The 16,237-nt window shown below is 68.6% G+C and carries 13 protein-coding genes; 10 read left to right on the top strand and 3 right to left on the bottom strand.

Features of this window, described 5'->3' with window-relative positions; genetic code table 11:
• The first annotated feature begins 2 nt into the window (after window positions 1–2).
• From ENSA5_RS19590 to ENSA5_RS19565, 6 genes are all read left to right on the top strand, one after another.
• Window positions 3–1,808 (top strand): DUF885 domain-containing protein, encoded by a 1,806-nt coding sequence (locus ENSA5_RS19590; RefSeq protein ID WP_106393205.1) that lies wholly within the window; start codon window positions 3–5, stop codon window positions 1,806–1,808.
• A gap of 320 nt (window positions 1,809–2,128) precedes the next feature.
• Window positions 2,129–3,253, top strand: a complete 1,125-nt coding sequence (gene dnaN, locus ENSA5_RS19585) for a DNA polymerase III subunit beta (protein ID WP_106393204.1) — start codon at window positions 2,129–2,131, stop codon at window positions 3,251–3,253.
• 158 nt (window positions 3,254–3,411) lie between these two features.
• Window positions 3,412–4,611 carry a DNA replication/repair protein RecF gene (gene recF, locus ENSA5_RS19580; RefSeq protein WP_106393203.1) on the top strand — a complete coding sequence of 400 codons (1,200 nt, stop codon included), beginning with the start codon at window positions 3,412–3,414 and terminating at the stop codon, window positions 4,609–4,611.
• 299 nt (window positions 4,612–4,910) lie between these two features.
• Window positions 4,911–7,490, top strand: coding sequence for a DNA topoisomerase (ATP-hydrolyzing) subunit B (gene gyrB / locus ENSA5_RS19575; RefSeq protein ID WP_106393202.1), 2,580 nt, complete (start codon window positions 4,911–4,913; stop codon window positions 7,488–7,490).
• A 97-nt stretch (window positions 7,491–7,587) separates the two neighbouring features.
• Entirely contained in the window at window positions 7,588–8,349 is a 762-nt protein-coding gene (locus tag ENSA5_RS19570) for a DUF4215 domain-containing protein (protein ID WP_258182932.1), read from the top strand.
• 147 nt (window positions 8,350–8,496) lie between these two features.
• Entirely contained in the window at window positions 8,497–9,861 is a 1,365-nt protein-coding gene (locus ENSA5_RS19565; RefSeq protein ID WP_258182931.1) for a DUF4215 domain-containing cysteine-rich repeat protein, read from the top strand.
• Window positions 9,862–10,114: 253 nt separating this feature from the next.
• Here ENSA5_RS19565 and ENSA5_RS19560 read toward each other — a convergent pair whose 3' ends face one another.
• Window positions 10,115–10,594: a hypothetical protein gene (locus ENSA5_RS19560; RefSeq protein ID WP_106393201.1), complete on the bottom strand. Its 480-nt coding sequence runs from the start codon at window positions 10,592–10,594 to the stop codon at window positions 10,115–10,117.
• 179 nt (window positions 10,595–10,773) lie between these two features.
• Here ENSA5_RS19560 and ENSA5_RS19555 point away from each other — a divergent pair, with 179 nt between their 5' ends.
• The 3 genes from ENSA5_RS19555 to ENSA5_RS19545 are packed head-to-tail and all read left to right on the top strand — an operon-like array spanning window position 10,774 to window position 13,141.
• Window positions 10,774–11,262, top strand: a complete 489-nt coding sequence (locus ENSA5_RS19555; RefSeq protein WP_444843372.1) for a CarD family transcriptional regulator — start codon at window positions 10,774–10,776, stop codon at window positions 11,260–11,262.
• Between the two features lie 47 nt (window positions 11,263–11,309).
• Window positions 11,310–12,419 (top strand): S-(hydroxymethyl)glutathione dehydrogenase/class III alcohol dehydrogenase, encoded by a 1,110-nt coding sequence (locus ENSA5_RS19550; RefSeq protein WP_106393199.1) that lies wholly within the window; start codon window positions 11,310–11,312, stop codon window positions 12,417–12,419.
• 14 nt (window positions 12,420–12,433) lie between these two features.
• Complete coding sequence (locus ENSA5_RS19545; RefSeq protein ID WP_106393198.1) at window positions 12,434–13,141, top strand: MBL fold metallo-hydrolase; 708 nt, start codon at window positions 12,434–12,436, stop codon at window positions 13,139–13,141.
• Between the two features lie 13 nt (window positions 13,142–13,154).
• On the opposite strand, the gene ENSA5_RS19540 is transcribed toward ENSA5_RS19545, so the two are convergent.
• On the bottom strand, window positions 13,155–14,360 hold the full coding sequence (locus ENSA5_RS19540) for a cytochrome-c peroxidase (RefSeq protein ID WP_106393197.1): 1,206 nt from the start codon (window positions 14,358–14,360) through the stop codon (window positions 13,155–13,157).
• Window positions 14,361–14,493: 133 nt separating this feature from the next.
• Here ENSA5_RS19540 and ENSA5_RS19535 point away from each other — a divergent pair, with 133 nt between their 5' ends.
• Entirely contained in the window at window positions 14,494–14,961 is a 468-nt protein-coding gene (locus tag ENSA5_RS19535; RefSeq protein ID WP_106393196.1) for a hypothetical protein, read from the top strand.
• Window positions 14,962–15,307: 346 nt separating this feature from the next.
• Here the strand turns inward: ENSA5_RS19535 and ENSA5_RS19530 are convergent, their stop codons facing one another.
• Window positions 15,308–16,207 (bottom strand): ROK family protein, encoded by a 900-nt coding sequence (locus ENSA5_RS19530; RefSeq protein ID WP_181197956.1) that lies wholly within the window; start codon window positions 16,205–16,207, stop codon window positions 15,308–15,310.
• Window positions 16,208–16,237 lie beyond the last annotated feature (30 nt).

The raw sequence follows: 16,237 nt of genomic DNA, 5'->3' as shown, positions 1-16,237 counted from the left end.
GGATGATCCGCGCACGGCTCGCCCTCGCGCTCACGCTCACGTCGGCGCTCACGCTCACGCTCGGCGCCTGTCGGCCGAGCGTCGCGCCCGACTGCCCGACCCCCGACTGCAAGCCCGAAGCGCGGCCGCTCCCGGCCGCGGCCGAGCCCGGCGTCGACGAGCGCTTCTTCGAGGCCGCGAGCCGCCTGCTCGACGACTACCTCGACGCTTACCCCCTGCGCGCGGTCGCGCTCGGCCTCCACAAGTACGACGGTCGGATCCGCGACGCGTCCAGCGAGGGGCTCGCCGACGAGGCCGCCCGGCTGCGCGTCGCGCTCGACGAGCTGCGCAGCTTCGACCCCGCCGAGCTCAGCGCGCGGGCCCGGGTCGAGCGCGCCGCGCTGATCTCGACCTTCGACGGCGAGCTGTTCGGTCTCGAGGTCCGGCGCGAGCCGTGGACCAACCCGATGTTCTACATGTCCGGGCTCGAGCTCACGGCCTACATCAGCCGTGACTACGCGCCCCTGGCCACCCGGGCCAAGGCGATCGGCGCGGCCGCCCGCGCGGGCGTGACCCACCTCGATCACGCCGCCCAGAACCTCGAAGACTACCTCCCGCGGACCTTCGTCGAGACCGCGCTGCTCCAGGTCCGCGGAACGATCCGCTTCGTCGAGGTCGACGTCCCGGCGGCGATGGCCGGTCTGAGCGCGGCCGACCACGCCGAGCTCGACGCGGCCCTCGGCGCGCTCGCCGACGCCCTCCGCGGCTACGAGGCCCTGCTCGTCGAGCGCGAGCGCAGCGCGACCGACGACTTCGCCCTCGGGCCCGAGCGCTACGTCGAGATGCTCGCGCGGACCCAGGGCATCGAGCTCGATCTCCCGACCCTCGAGCGGATCGCCGCCGCCGACCTCGAGCGCAACCTCGCGCTCGTCGAGCAGACCGCCCGCGAGCTCGACCCGCGCAAGTCGGTCGCCGAGCTCATGGCCCAAGTCGGCGCCGACAAGCCCGAGGTCGATCAGGTCCTCGCCGAAGCCGCGAGCCAGACCGCCGACACCCGTCAGTTTGTGGTCGAGCGCGGCCTCGTGACGATCCCAAGCGAGGGGCCCGACCCGGTCGCGCAGGTCGAGGTCGTCGAGACCCCGGCCTTCATGCGCTGGAACAGCGCGTTCCTCGACGGCGCCGGGCCCTTCGAGGAGAGCTCGCTGCCGAGCTTCTATTACATCTCCCCCCCGGATCCCGCGTGGCCCGAAGACGCCCAGCTCGCGTACATCCCGAGCCGGACCGACCTCCTGTTCATCACGGTCCACGAGGTCTGGCCCGGACACTTCCTCCATGGCCTCCACGTCGGGGTCAACGAGTCGCACATCCTGCGCGCGCTGTGGAACTTCACGACCGGCGAGGGTTGGGCCCACTACGCCGAGGAGATGATGTGGGAGCAGGGCCTCAGCGAAGATCCGCAGGTCCGGCTCGGGCAGCTGCAAAACGCCCTGCTCCGCGACGTCCGCTTCGTCGCGGCCCTCGGCCTCCACACCCGGGGCATGACGATCGAGGCCGCGACCGAGCTGTTCCAGACCCAGGCCTTTCAAGACCCGGTCAACGCCCGGCAGCAAGCCGTGCGCGGGACCTTTGATCCGATGTACCTCGGCTACACCCTGGGCAAGCTGATCATCCTGGATCTGCGCGAGGACTGGCTGGCCGGGCAGCGCGCGGCCGGAGCCGAGCCCGACCTGCGGCGTTTCCACGACGAGCTGCTCGGCCACGCCGCCGCTCCGCTCCCGGCGATCCGCGAGGCCATGCTCGGCCCCGGCGCGGGACCCATGCTCGAGTGACCCGACAGTGAGCCATCACGCAGCGCCAGGTGCTCTCCACAGCCTGGGGAGAACTCCCCGGGGACGGCGGATCGCGCCGCAAAGCCGGGGATGAAGGGCACTTTCGTCCACCCCGATCCCCGCCGGTCATCCAGCACATAAGTCAATGAAATCATGATCTTAGCCCTGTTACCCACAAAACCACAGGACAGATCGAGATCGAGAGTTCTTTTAAAATTTAATTACCTGATCACCTTGTCCGACGCAGACAAGGCGCGGCCGCGCGATTGACTCCCAACAAGCGCGCTCGACTGGTACAACCCTGCGACCGAGGAACCCCGATGGAGTTCGAGATCGACCAAGCCCGCTTCTTGTCGGCGCTCACCCTGGCTCAGACCGTCGCCGACCGGCGCAGCACGATGCCGGTGTTGGCCAACGTGCTCTTGCGCGCGACGGCCGACGACCAGCTGGTGTGCTGCGCGACCGACATGATGATCGCCCTGACCGAGACCGTCGCGTGCAAGGTCAGCAGCCCTGGCAGCCTCACGCTCGGGGTTCGTCACCTGCACAACGTCGTGCGCACGCTCCCGACCGGCACGGTCAAGGTCACGAGCCTCGACAACTCCTGGGCCCAGATCCTCGCCAGCCGCTCGGAGTTCAAGCTCATGGGCATGCCCGAGGGCGACTTCCCCGAGCTGCCCGACCCCGGCGAGATCACGTTCACGGAGTTCGCCAGCCACAAGCTCGTCGACCTGATCGAGAAGACCCTGTTCTCGGTCTCGACTGACGAGGCCCGGGTCAACCTCAACGGCGCGCTGTTCGAGTCCGACGGTCAGCACGCGACCATGGTCTCGACCGACGGCCACCGCCTGACCAAGTACAGCGTCCCGCTCGAGGGTCCGCAGCTGAGCTCGGGGATCATCATCCCGCGCAAGGGCATGGACGAGATCCGCAAGGTCCTCAATCGGGTCGAGGGCACGTGCAAGCTGGGCCTCTCGGACCAGTACCTGTTCGTCCAGGCCGACGCGCTCACGCTCTCGGTCAAGCTCAACAGCGTCACCTTCCCGCCCTGGCAGCAGGTCGTCCCCAAGGACTTCCAGCGCCGCGCGGGCATCGGCCGTGAGGAGCTCATGGGCGCGCTGCGTCAGGCCGCCGTGATCGCGCCGGAGAAGACCGCCACGGTCAAGCTCCAGCTCGACAAGGGCAACCTCCAGCTCCACGCCGACAACCCCGAGCTCGGGGCGATCAACCTCGACCTGCCCGTCGACTACGAGGGCAGCTCGCTGACCGCCGGCTTCAACGCGAACTACCTGATCGACGCGCTCGGAGCCGTCGACTCCGAGCGCATCTACCTCGACTTTCAGGGCGAGCTCGATCCTTGCGTGCTCCGTCCAGCCGCCGACGAGTCCAAGCCCGAGGCCGAGGCCCCCGACTTCCTCGCCGTCGTCATGCCGATGCGGATCTAGCCATGGCCCCTCGCAGGCATCGTGCACGCTGCCTCGCACGGCCGCGGAGCGTCCGGTCCCTCGTCCCTCCTCCGGTGGGCTGGCATGAGCTTCGCGCTGGCGCGGGTGGTCCCCCACAGGGGGGCTCAGCTCTCGGCCATGGAAGCGTCTGAGTTCCCGTGCAGCTGCGGCAGCTGACCCTCGCGGACTTTCGCAATTTCAGCTCGTCGGGCGCCGCCGCTGGTCCGGGCGCCGCCGGCCAGGTCGTCGAGTTTGGGCCCCGCTTCACGGTCCTGTGGGGCCACAACGGGGCCGGCAAGACCAACGTGCTCGAGGCCCTGTACCTGGTCTCGACGCTGCGCTCGTTTCGGACCTCGGACCTCAAGGCCATGCTCCGCCGGAGCTGCGACCACGCCCGGGTCGAGGTCGAGGCCTTCGACTTCGAGCTCGGGCTGAGCACGCGGCTCGAGGTTCGGATCGACCGCAGCGCCCGCTCGACGCGGCGCAGCGCGCGGGTCGACGACAAGCTCATGCGCAGCGCCGTCGACTTTTACGGCCGCGTTCAGGCGGTGCTGTTCACGCCCGAGGATCTCGGCGTCCTGCGTGGCTCGCCGAGCAATCGCCGCCAGTTCCTCGACCGGGTGCTCTTCGCCCGCGAGCGCGCCCACATCGCCGACGTCCAGGCCTACGACAAGCTGCTGCGCTCGCGCAATCGCGTGCTCAAGGCCGAGCCCCACGACATGCCCGCGGGCGAGCGCGCGCGCCTGCTCGACACCTACGATCAGGGCCTCGCCGAGGTCGGGGCGCGGATCCGCACGCGCCGCGTCGAGCTCGTCGAGCTCCTCGGCGAGCCCTTCGCCGCCGCCTTCACCCAGATCCACGCCAGCGAGGCCCTCGCCAGCGGGAGCTTCGAGAGCGGGCTTCGCTACCGCGCCCGCGGTGAGGGGACGGCCCTCACCACCGCCGACTTGCTCGCCGCGCTGCGCGAGCACAGGCGCCGAGACGAGGCCGCCCGACGCACGACCGTCGGCCCCCACCTCGACGACCTCGAGGTCACCCTCGACGGCAGCCCGGCCGGCGACTTCGCGTCCCAGGGCCAGGCCCGGGCGCTGGTCCTGGCCTTCAAGATCGCCGAGCTCCGGGCCGCGCGCGAGCGCAGCGGGCGGGCGCCCCTGTTGCTCCTCGACGACGTGTCCAGCGAGCTCGATCCGAGCCGCAGCGCCCGCCTGTTCGAGGCCCTCGAGGCCGAGGTCGGGCAGTGCGTCCTGACCACGACCGCGGCGACCTACATCGAGCTCGGCGCGGGGGTCGATCGCCGCGACATCGAGCTGGCCGACGGGGTCATCGTGGACGCCCGAGGGGCCCGCGCCGGGGCCTGATTGGGGGCCCGGATTGGGGCCTCGATCCGGGCCTCGATCCGGGCCGGTGGCCCGGCGCTCAAAACAGCCGATTTCGTCCGCTCAGGTGGCGATATTACCGCGATCTCGACCTGGTCAGCGATCCCCTTCGGTGCTATGTTTCGGCCCGTGCGAGAGCCCCCAGAGCGGTCACCAGCAAGGGCTGAAGTCAGGCCGCGAGGGCAGGGTCGATCAGGCTTTCGATCAGGAGCTCGATTCGGGCTCTAGCCCGGCTCCCGCCGACAATTTTGTGGGCGCTCGAAGCCCAACGAAGGACGTTCATGGACGCCACGGAAAAAGACGGTGCCAGCGTAATCTCGACCCCAGCTCCCGGGGTTGACGCAAGCTACGACGAGACCTCGATCTCTCACCTCGAGGGGCTCGAGGCGGTCCGCAAGCGGCCGGGCATGTACATCGGTGACACCGACGTCACCGGTCTGCACAAGATGGTCTTCGAGGTCCTCGACAACTCGATCGACGAGGCGCTCGCCGGCCACTGCAAGCACATCCACGTGGTCCTCCACCCCGACGACTCGATCAGCGTCGAGGACGACGGACGCGGCATCCCAACCGGGACGATGGAGGTCGAGGGCAAGCAGGTCGCCGCGCCCGTCGCGATCTTCACCAAGCTCCACGTCGGCGGCAAGTTCGACAACCAGGCCTACAAGGTCTCCGGTGGGCTCCACGGCGTCGGCGTGACCGTGGTCAACGCCCTCTCGGACTGGCTCGTGCTCGAGATCTGGCGCGAGGGTCAGGCGTTCACGGCTCGCTTCGAGCGCGGCGAGGTCACCGAGGATCTGCGCGTGGCCGGAGCCAGCGACAAGCGCGGGACCAAGGTCACCTTCCACGCGGATCCGCTGATCTACGGGACGACCAAGGTCGACTTCGAGACCCTCGGCTCGCGCTTTCGCGAGCTCAGCTACTTGACCGAGGGCGTCACGATCACCCTCACGGACCTTCGCCTGGGCGCGGCTCCGGGCGCGGCCGCGGGCGCGGCTCCGGCTGCGGCCAAGCGCGAGCAGGTCTTCACCGGCGAGGGCGGGGTCGCGAGCTTCGTCGGACTGCTGACCGCCAAGCGGACCAAGATCGGCACGCTGATCGAGCTCCGCGCCGAGGTCCCGTTCGAGTTCGAGGGCCATGACCACGAGCTCGGGGTCCAGGTCGCGCTGCAGTGGACCGACGCCTACCACGAGCACATCCACTGCTACACCAACAACATCGCCAACCGCGACGGCGGCACCCACCTCACCGGCCTGCGCACGGCCCTGACCCGGGCCGTCAACAGCTACGCCACCGACAACAACCTGCTCAAGGGTCACAAGTCCGCGGTCAAGGGCACCCTCGCCGGTGAGGACGTGCGCGAGGGCCTCGTCGCCGTCATCGCCGTCAAGCACCCGGATCCCAAGTTCAACAGCCAGACCAAGGAGAAGCTGGTCTCGAGCGAGGTCACCGCCTTGGTCCAGACCGCGGTGTCCGAGGGCCTCAGCCGCCACTTCGAAGAGAACCCCAAGGACGCCAAGCTGATCGTCGACAAGGCCCTGCTGGCCGCTCGGGCCCGGGCCGCGGCCCGCAAGGCCCGCGAGACGATCACCCGCAAGGGCATCCTCGACGGCCTGAGCTTGCCCGGCAAGCTCGCCGACTGTCAGGCCAAGAACCCCGAGGAGGCCGAGCTGTTCATCGTCGAGGGTGACAGCGCAGGTGGCTCGGCCAAGCAAGGCCGAGATCGTCGAACCCAGGCGATCCTGCCCCTGCGCGGCAAGATCCTCAACGTCGAGAAGGCCCGGATCGACAAGATGCTGTCGAGCCAGGAGATCATCACGTTGATCACCGCGCTCGGGACCGGCATCGGCGAAGACACCTACGACGTCGACAAGCTCCGCTATCACAAGATCATCATCATGACCGATGCAGACGTCGACGGATCACACATCCGCACGCTGCTGCTGACCCTGTTCTTCCGCCACTTCGTCGACATCATCGATCGCGGCTACCTCTACGTCGCGCAGCCGCCCCTGTACAAGGTCAAGTCGGGCAAGCGCGAGCACTACCTCAAGAACGACGCCGCGCTCGACGACTTCATCATCGACAGCGCCGTCGAGGACGTCGAGCTCCAGATCGGTGGGGTCAGCGTCGCGCCCAAGGTCCTGTCCGAGATCGCCCACGCCGGGGTTCGCTACGGCAACTCGCTCGAGCAGCTCGAGCGCGAGCACCGACGGCCGATCATCGAGGCCCTGCTCGAGGAGCTCGAGCAGCGTGGGCGCGACAAGGTCGAGGCCGCTCTCGTCGACGGCGACGAAGCCGCGCTGGCCGAGCTCGGCGCGGCGATCGTCGCGCGGGCGCTGCCGCGTATGCCCCTGACCAAGATCGAGAGCGGCGTCGCCCGGGTCGCGGTCACGACCGAAGACGGCCAGCAAGAGCGCGCCGTCATCCGGCTCGAGATTTTGACCGACGGCGTGACCGTGCACGAGGACCTCGGCCTCGCGCTGCTCCGGGCCTCGGAGCTGCGCGAGCTCACCCGGATCCGCGAGGAGCTCGCCGCGCGCGACACCGGGAAGCTCGAGCTGCGCCGCAAGGGCGAGCTGATCGCCGAGCCCGCGCGCCTGCTCGAGGTCGTCGACCACGTCGGCGAGGTCGGCCGCAGCGGGCTCCAGATTCAGCGCTACAAGGGTCTCGGTGAGATGAACCCCGATCAGCTGTGGGAGACGACCATGGATCCCGAGCGTCGCGGGCTGCTCCAGATCAAGGTCGCCGACCCGGACCTCGCCGACGATGTGTTCACGGTACTGATGGGTGACGACGTGGCACCACGCCGGGAATTCATCACCGAGAACGCGCTCAACACCCGAAACCTCGACGTCTGATACGCGTCATGTAGCGGCCCCATGCCGCGGCCGTAGTGCGCGTTTTTGCCCAGGTTGGCGCTGGACGTCCGGGTTTGGGTTCGTCATGATTCCGGGCATGAACAAGCTTGGACTCGCGCCGCTCACGATTCTGGCTGTCTCGGCCACCTTGCTCGGGTGCGCTCCCGAGGATGAGATGATGGACGCCGGGCTCACGCTCAGCACGACCATGATGACCGCGGCGACCCTCGACACCGGTGACGGAGACGGTGACGAGGACGACACCAGCGACGACGCCAGCGCGGACTGTGGCAATGGCGTGGTCGATCCAGGCGAACAGTGTGACTTCGGGCCAGAGAATTCCGAGTCGGGTCAATGCACGCCGGAGTGCACGATCGCCGCGTGCGGCGACGGCTACCTGTGGACCGAGCTCGAGGAGTGCGACGACGGCAACACGAACAACGGCGATGGTTGCGTTGAGAATTGCAAGCTCGCGGAGTGCGGCGACGGCTTCGTCCAGGAGGGCGTGGAGGACTGCGACGACGGCAACGACATCGAGGATGACGGCTGCACGACCGCGTGCGTGCCCGCGACCTGCGGTGACGGCATCGTCCAGGAGGGCGAGCAGTGCGACGACGGCAACATGCTGACCGGCGACGACTGCCCGGCTTGTCAGCTCGCCTATTGCGGCGACGGCCACATCCACGGCGGCGTCGAGCAGTGCGACGACGGCAACATGGAGAGCAACGACGCCTGCGTGTACCCGCAGTGCATCCCCAACGTCTGCGGTGACGGGTTCATCAACGTCGGGGTCGAGCAGTGCGACGACGGCAACGATATCGACGACGACCTGTGCACCAACGAGTGCATGTTGCCCTGAGCTGATCCTGAGCTGGGCCTGGGCCTGAGCCTGAGCCGAGACCCGACGAGAGGTGCGGGTAGATCGCAGGCCCGCGTGTCGGGCCGCGACGCGCTTTGGTTGCTCGAGCGCTGGACGAGACGCGCCGGCATCGTCCATCATCCAGCCATGACGAAGCTTGGCATGAAGTTCGGGTCGCCCTCCTTGGTCGTGTTGGCGATCGCGCCGGTTTGGATCGGCTGCGCTGGCGGGGTGGAAGACTCGCCGTTCACGACCAGCGCGACGATGACCACCTTCGGTGGCGGCGACGGTGACGGCGACGGCGACGAGACGGGGACCGCGAGCGGCGACGGCGACGGCGACCCCGGCGACGGCGACGGCGATCCCAACCCCAGCTGTGGCGACGGCGTCGTCCAGGCCGGCGAGGAGTGTGACCTCGGCCCCGAAAACTCCGAGTCCGGCCAGTGTACCCCCAACTGCTTCATCGCCAGCTGTGGCGACGGCTTCGTCTTCGAGGGCTTCGAGGACTGCGACGACGGCAACCCGGTCAACACCGACGACTGCGTCGAGGGCTGCGTCGCGGCCAGCTGCGGCGACGGCTTCGTCCACGAGGGCGTCGAGATGTGCGACGACGGCAACGACAACGACGCCGACGGCTGCAACTCCATGTGTCTGCCCGGAACCTGCGGCGACGGCATCCTTCAAGAGGGCGAGCAGTGCGACGACGGCAACAGCGACACCAGCGACGACTGCCCGGCCTGTCAGCTCGCGTTTTGCGGTGACGGCTACATCCAAGCTGGGGTCGAGGCCTGCGACGACGGCAACATGGAGAGCAACGACGCCTGCACCCACCCCCTGTGCGAGCCCAACGTGTGCGGCGACGGGATCCTCTACGAGGGCATGGAGGAGTGCGACGACGGCAACGACGTCGACGGCGACGCGTGCACCCTCGCGTGCACCGAGGCGGTCTGCGGCGACGGCGTCAAGCAGGTCGGCGTCGAGGAGTGCGACGACGGCAACAACGTCAACGACGACTTTTGCACCAACAACTGCATCTCGCTGCTCTACTTCGTCGAGGGACCTCAGACAGATGTGCCCGAGTCCGATCTCGGCGGCTGGGAGGAGTGCTGGAGCGGGCTGTTTGGGACCAGCTACCCCAACTTGACCACGACGATCCTCGGGCAGGAGTGCACCGGGAGCAAGCTGCTGATCGGCTGTCGGCCGGTCGGCTCGGAGAACTTCACGGTGCTCGCGATGGGCGACCGCGAGGATGTGTTGTTCGACACCGGCAACGGCAACGTCACCCACGATGCCAACGGGGTGTCGTGGTACTTCGACGAGTCCTACTCGATGGGCTTCGCGGATCTCGGGACCGGGGTGTCACGCAACTCCTGCGACACCTCCAACGTCAACCCCACGCTGCGGATGTGCTGGCACACCAACAACAACTCGATCACGAGCGGCTACCGCTGCGGCACGACGACCCTCAACGGCAACAACACGTGGGAGCGCGTGATCATGCAGGCTGATTAGGCCCCCCGCGGGCTTCCTGCACTTTGCCACGCACGGCCGCTGCGCGGCCGGTCGCTCACTCGCTGCGCTCGTTCGCTCGGTGGGCTGGGTATGAGCTTGGCACGGGTCTCCGTGGCCCCCCAGAGGGGGGCTTGGTGGCTCCGCCGATCACTTGGTGTGAGCTCAATTGGTGTGAGCTCCGCCGATCACTTGGTGGGAGCTCAATTGGTGTGAGCTCGGCGGGGAGTTGCGCGGGGCTTGGGGGCTTGCCGGGTCAGTCGAGATATTTGAGCTCGGTTACGGCGCCGTTTTCCACGGCGATCTCGACCTCGCTGGAGGTGCCGTCGCAGTCGATGTTGACGCGGACGTACTCGCCGATCTTGGGCCCGCTCGTGCACCGGATGAAGGTCTCGTAGTGAACGACGCGGCCGCGGACTTCGACGTCGCGGACGGTCGCGGGGAGGCCCCAGGCCATGTGGGCGGCGAACTCCTTGAACCCGACCTGGACCTCGCCGGTCTCGACGGCGTCGCGCTCGACGCTGGGCAGCTCCAGCCACTGCTGCCAGAGCCCGATCCGCTCGAGGAAGCCCTGGCGCTCGGACTCCTTGAGCTTGAGGTACTCGAGCTGCTGGGCGTCGTCCTCGATCACGTAGTAGAAGTTCTTCGCGGGGGTCGGCAGCCGATCCGGGCTCGGCGTGCAGGCGGCGAGGAACGAGAGCGAGAGCGCGACCGCGCCGAGGGTCCTGGGGGCCATGGCGAGGCATGATAGAGAACCGGCCCGTGGGGGCAAGCCCGCCCCCGACCCGGCCGCGGGCCACACCTGGTGCGCGGTTGGAGCCTCCGGGCCGGCCGCGGGCGAGATCTTTGACTTTTTACGCCTCGCGTGGTACGGGTTACAGCCCGCCGCAGTGCGTTCGCGGCCGAGGACGACCGATAATGGCCGAGTTCCACGTTGGCGATAAGGCCGTCTACCCCGGCTACGGTGTAGCCGAGATTACCGGAATCGAGAACCGAGAGATCTCGGGTACCGAGCAGCGTTTCTACGTTCTGCGCGTGCTCGGGAAGGACATGACCTTGATGGTCCCGATGAGCAACGCCGACTCGGTCGGGCTGCGCAATCTCATCGGCAAGCCCGAGGTCGACGAGGTCTTCGAGGTCCTGCGCAAGCGCGGTGAGAAAATCTCGACCGCGACGTGGAACCGCCGTTACCGCGAATACATGGAAAAGGTCCGCACGGGCTCGCTCACGGAGATCGCGACGGTCATGCGTGACCTGTGCCTGCTCCGCAGCGACAAGGATCTGTCCTACGGCGAGCGCAACATGCTCGAGACGGCGCGGGCCCTGCTCGTGCAGGAGCTCGCCCTCGCCAAGGGCGACGCCGAAGACGCCGTCGAGGCCGAGATCGAAGCCCTGTTCGGCTGACTCGGGCCTGATTGGGCCGGGCCAGGCCCGGCGGTACGATGCGGAGCATGAAGACCCGCGCCGCCGTCGCTCACGCCGCCAACAAGCCGCTCACGATCGAAGAGGTCGAGCTCGGAGGACCTCGCGCCGGGGAGGTCCTGATCGAGATCAAGGCCACGGGGGTCTGCCACACCGACGCCTACACCCTGTCCGGGGCCGACCCCGAGGGCCTGTTTCCAGCGGTGCTCGGTCACGAGGGCGCGGGCGTGGTCGTGGAGGTCGGCGAGGGCGTGCGCTCGCTCGAGGTCGGCGACCACGTGATCCCGCTGTATGTGCCCGAGTGTCGTCAGTGTAGCTACTGCACCTCGGGCAAGACCAACCTCTGCCAGGCGATCCGCGCGACCCAGGGCGCGGGCCTGATGCCCGACGGGACCAAGCGCTTCAGCGTGGGCGGCCAGGAGCTCTACCACTACATGGGCACCTCGACCTTCGCCAACCACACCGTGGTCCCGGAGATCGCCGTGGCCAAGGTCCGCAAGGACGCCCCCTTCGACAAGATCTGCTACATCGGCTGCGGCGTCACGACCGGGATCGGCGCGGTCATCAACACCGCCAAGGTCCGGCCGGGCGACAACGTCGTGGTCTTCGGGCTCGGCGGGATCGGGCTCAACGTGATCCAGGGAGCCCGCCTGTCCGGGGCCAACATGATCGTCGGGGTCGACATCAACAGCGCACGCAAGCCGATCGCCGAGCGCTTCGGGCTGACCCACTTCGTCAACTCGACCGAGGTCGAGGGCGACCTGGTCCCCTACCTCGTCGACCTGACCGGGGGCGGCGCGGACTTCTCGTTCGAGTGTGTCGGCAAGGTCTCGGTCATGCGCCAGGCCCTGGAGTGCTGCCACAAGGGCTGGGGCACCTCGGTGATCATCGGCGTCGCCGGATCCGGCGAAGAGATCTCGACCCGCCCCTTCCAGCTCGTCACCGGGCGCACCTGGAAGGGCACGGCCTTCGGCGGGGCCAAGGGTCGCAGCGACGTGCCGAAGATCGTCGACTGGTACATGGACAAGAAGATCGAGATCGACCCGATGATCACCCACACGATGGGGCTCGAGCGCATCAACGAGGCCTTCGATCTGATGCACGAGGGCGCGTCGATCCGCTCGGTCATCACCTTCTGAATTGGAGACCCCACATGTCCGAAGGCATCTTCGTCCACCGCGTCCTGCTCGGGCCGTGGGATAATTTCATCTACTTCATCGGCGATCGCCCGAGCCGCAAGGTCGCGGTCGTGGATCCGGCCTGGCACGCGCCGACGATCCGCGCCGAGCTCGAGCGCCTCGACGTCGAGCTCGCGGCGATCTTGTGCACCCACAGCCACTTCGACCACGTCAACGCCGTCGAGGCGCTGCTCGAGACCCACGACGTGCCGGTCCACATGCTCGAGCCCGAGGTCGCGTTCTCGGGCTTCGCCTGCGAGAACCTGCGCGTGTCCAAGCCCGGCGACCAGGTCCGGATCGGCGAGCACCTCGAGCTCACGATGATGCACACGCCCGGGCACACGCCGGGCTCGTGCAGCTATCGGCTCCGCGACGGCGTCGTCACCGGGGACACCCTCTTCGTCAACGGCTGCGGTCGCTGTGACTTCGTCGGCGGCGACCCCGAGACCATGTTCGCCACGCTCAAAGCGCTGATCGACAAGCTCCCGGCCGAGACGACCATGTACCCGGGTCACGACTACGGCCCGACCCCGAGCGCGACCCTCGACGCGCAGCTGCGCGACAACCCCTACCTGCGCCACGCGACCGTGGGCGAGTTCGTCGCCCACCGCATGGACGGCAAGACGCCGAACACCTCGCTGCCGCCTGCGCCGAGCGACTGGCAGCCAGACGCCGGCGCGTAGACCTGCTCGGCCTCTACTCGGCGGGGACGTCGGGCGCGCTCGGCTCGGGCGCGCTCGGCTCGGCAGCGCTCGGCTCGGCAGCGCTCGGCTCGGCAGCCTTGGGCAGCTCGGGCATTGCGATGTAGTCGCTCGGGATCTCGCCGGTCAGCGCGTCGAGGAAGGCCAGCATGTTCGCCATCTCCTCGGGCGTGTACGGCCCGGCGCGCTTGGTCTGGTGCTCGACCATCTTCGCGACCATGTCGGGCAGCGTGGCGATCGTGCCGTCGTGGAGGTAGGGCGCGGTCTTGGCCACGTTGCGCAGGGTCGGGACCTTGAACACGAAGCGGTCGCGCTCGTCCTTGGTGACCTCGAACCGACCGTTGTCCGCGAGCCGCGGCCAGGGCTTCTCGGTCCCGAGCTTCTGGTAGGACACGCCGCCGAAGTTGAAGCCGTTGTGGCAGCTCTGGCAGTCGCTATCGAGGAACAGCTTCAGGCCGGCGAGGGCCTCGGCCGAGAGCGCCGCGTCGTCGCCGCCGAGCCACGCGTCGATCGGCGCGGGCGTGGTCAGTTTGCGCTCGAAGGCCCCGATCGCGTTGGCCATGTTGTCGAAGCTCACCGGCTCCTCGGCCTCGGGGAACGCGGTAGCGAAGGCTTCGACGTAACCTGGGATGTTGGCGAGGATCGCGACCACGCTGGCCTCGTCGGGCATCCCCATCTCGACTGGGTTGAGCACCGGGCCCTTGGCCTGTTCCTCGAGGTCGGCCGCGCGGCCGTCCCAGAACTGCGCGAGGTGACCGCCCGCGTTGTAGACGGTCGGAGAATTGCGCTCGCCGAACTCGGCCTTGTGCCCGGGCGAGGTCGGCAGCCCGTCGACGCCGAAGCTCGCGAGGTCGTGGCAGCTGTTGCACGAGATGTCGCCGCTGAGCGACAGGCGGTCGTCGTAGTAGAGCATCCGGCCGAGGTCGATCTTGGCCTCGGTCAGGGGGTTGTTGGCGTTGGGGAACTCCTCGGGCACCACCCCGAACACCTTCTTGGCCTGCTCGCGCAGCGCCGCCGGGTCGAGCTCCGCTTCTTTTGGGGGCGCGGGCGGGACCCGGCCGGCGTAGACTTCGATCCCGCTGCCGTGGGCTTCATCATGTGCGCCGCCGTCCCCGCACGCGGGCAAGCTCAGCAGGCTGAGCACGGCGAGGCCGCGCAGGGGGCTGAGGGCGCGGGGAGAGGGGCGGCCGGGCGTGTCCATGACGGCATGGTATCCGGGCGAGGAAGGGTTGCAACCGCGTTTGCGCTTGCCCCTCGAACGCTGGCTTGTCAGGCTGGGAGCCGTGGATCGTCAGCGCGCCCGTGTTCGTCCGTCTGTCTTCGTTGTCACTGCTTTGACCGGGCTGACCGTGCTCTCGCTCGGCGCGTGCAGCAAGGGGCCCCCGGCCGACGTCGCCGACCGCCTGTGGGTTGCGGAGATGCCGACCAGCCCGCGCAGCCACGTCGACGCCTTCGTGATCACCGAGGTCGGCAAGCGCAACGTCGGCAGCTTCTATCACGGCTCGCTCTACCGCGGCGCCCACGACAGCTTCTTGTGGACGACCAAGGCCAAAGATCGCGGCGTCATCCGGATCCTCCAGACCGAGCGCGACTACGAGATCCAGACCAAGGCTTGCAAGCCCGACCTCGGCTTCGACCAGTGCATCCTGCTCGAGGGCGACCCCAACAAGATCGTGCGTTACCAGTCGCGCAAGCGCTGGGTGATCCCCGGCAAGGGCAAGTCCCTCGACGTCCCCACGCTCTTCGTCGAGCTCGCCGAAGACGACGAAGAGCTCGAGGCTGCCTTGATCACAGGACCGTAGCCGGTCCCACGATCAAACTGGCAAGTGCGAAAGGGCCGGTAGAGGGCCAAAAACAGCAGAGTCTTGAGTGGCTGCGGAGGGCAAAAACAGCCCCCCTTTCGGGGGGGCACGCAGGCCGTGGCGAAGCTCATACCAGCCCACCGAGCGAGGGAGCGCAGCGAGCGACCGACCTGCCGCGGAGCGGCAGTGCGTGGCAGAGTCTCGAGTGGCTGCGGGGGGCTAAGGCAGCCACAGCCACGCAGGCGATGGCGAAGCTCATACCAGCCCACCGAGCGAGGGAGCGCAGCGAGCGAGCGACCGGCCGCTTGCGGCCGTGCGTGGCAGAGTCTCGAGTGGCTGCGGGGGGCTAAGGCCGCCACAGCCACGCGGCTCCGCGGACGCCGCTGCTGTCGCCGAACTTCGGCCGCAGCAGTTTCGTGACGACGCGGTCCGAGAACACATGCTCGGTCCACAGCTCGGGCACGCGCTCGTAGAGCGCAGCGCAGTTCGACAGCCCGCCGCCGAGCACGATCGCGTGGGGGTCGACCAGGTTGATGACGACAGCGAGCGCGCGGGCGAGCCGCTCGGCGTAGCGCTCGATGGTGGCCGCGCACGCGGGATCCCCAGCCGCGGCCGCCTCGACGATCGCGCGGGCGTCGGGCATCTGCTGGCCACCGTGGGCCCAGACGTGATCTTCGACCAGGCCCTGGCCCGACAAGAAAGACTCCACGCAGCCGCGCCGGCCACAGTGGCAGCGCGGACCCGGGCGCTCGTCGTCGCGCGGGCGCGGGAGCGGGCTGTGGCCCCACTCCCCGGAGACCGCGTTGGCGCCGACCAGGAGGCGACCATCGATGACCAGCCCGCCGCCGACGCCAGTCCCGATGATGACCCCGAACACGCTCGGGAGTCCGGCCGCGGCGCCGTCGCTGGCCTCGGACATCGCAAAGCAATTGGCGTCGTTGGCCAGACGCAGCTCGCGCCCGAGCGCGCGCCCGAGGTCGACGTCGAGGGCGTGGTCGTTGAGCGCGGTCGAGTTGGCGTTGCGGATCAGCCCGGTCGTTGGCGAGAGCGAGCCGGGATGACCGACGCCGACGCTTCCGCGCTGGCCGAGCTCGGCCTCGAGGCCCTCGACGAGGTCGACGACCGCCGCGATCGTGGCCTCGTAGGTCCGGGGCGTGGGCGTGCGTCGGCGTCCGAGCTCGCGGTTGTCGTCGCCGAGCGCGAGCGCTTCGATCTTGGTGCCGCCGAGGTCGACGCCGATCCGCATGGTCACTCAGCCTGCCTTCGGGGCCGGGGC

It is taken from the genome of Enhygromyxa salina, from assembly GCF_002994615.1.
Classification (GTDB): Bacteria; Myxococcota_A; Polyangia; order Nannocystales; family Nannocystaceae; genus Plesiocystis; species Plesiocystis salina_A.
Note: the sequence above shows the minus strand (reverse complement) of the source record. Positions and strands in the feature narration are given on the sequence as shown.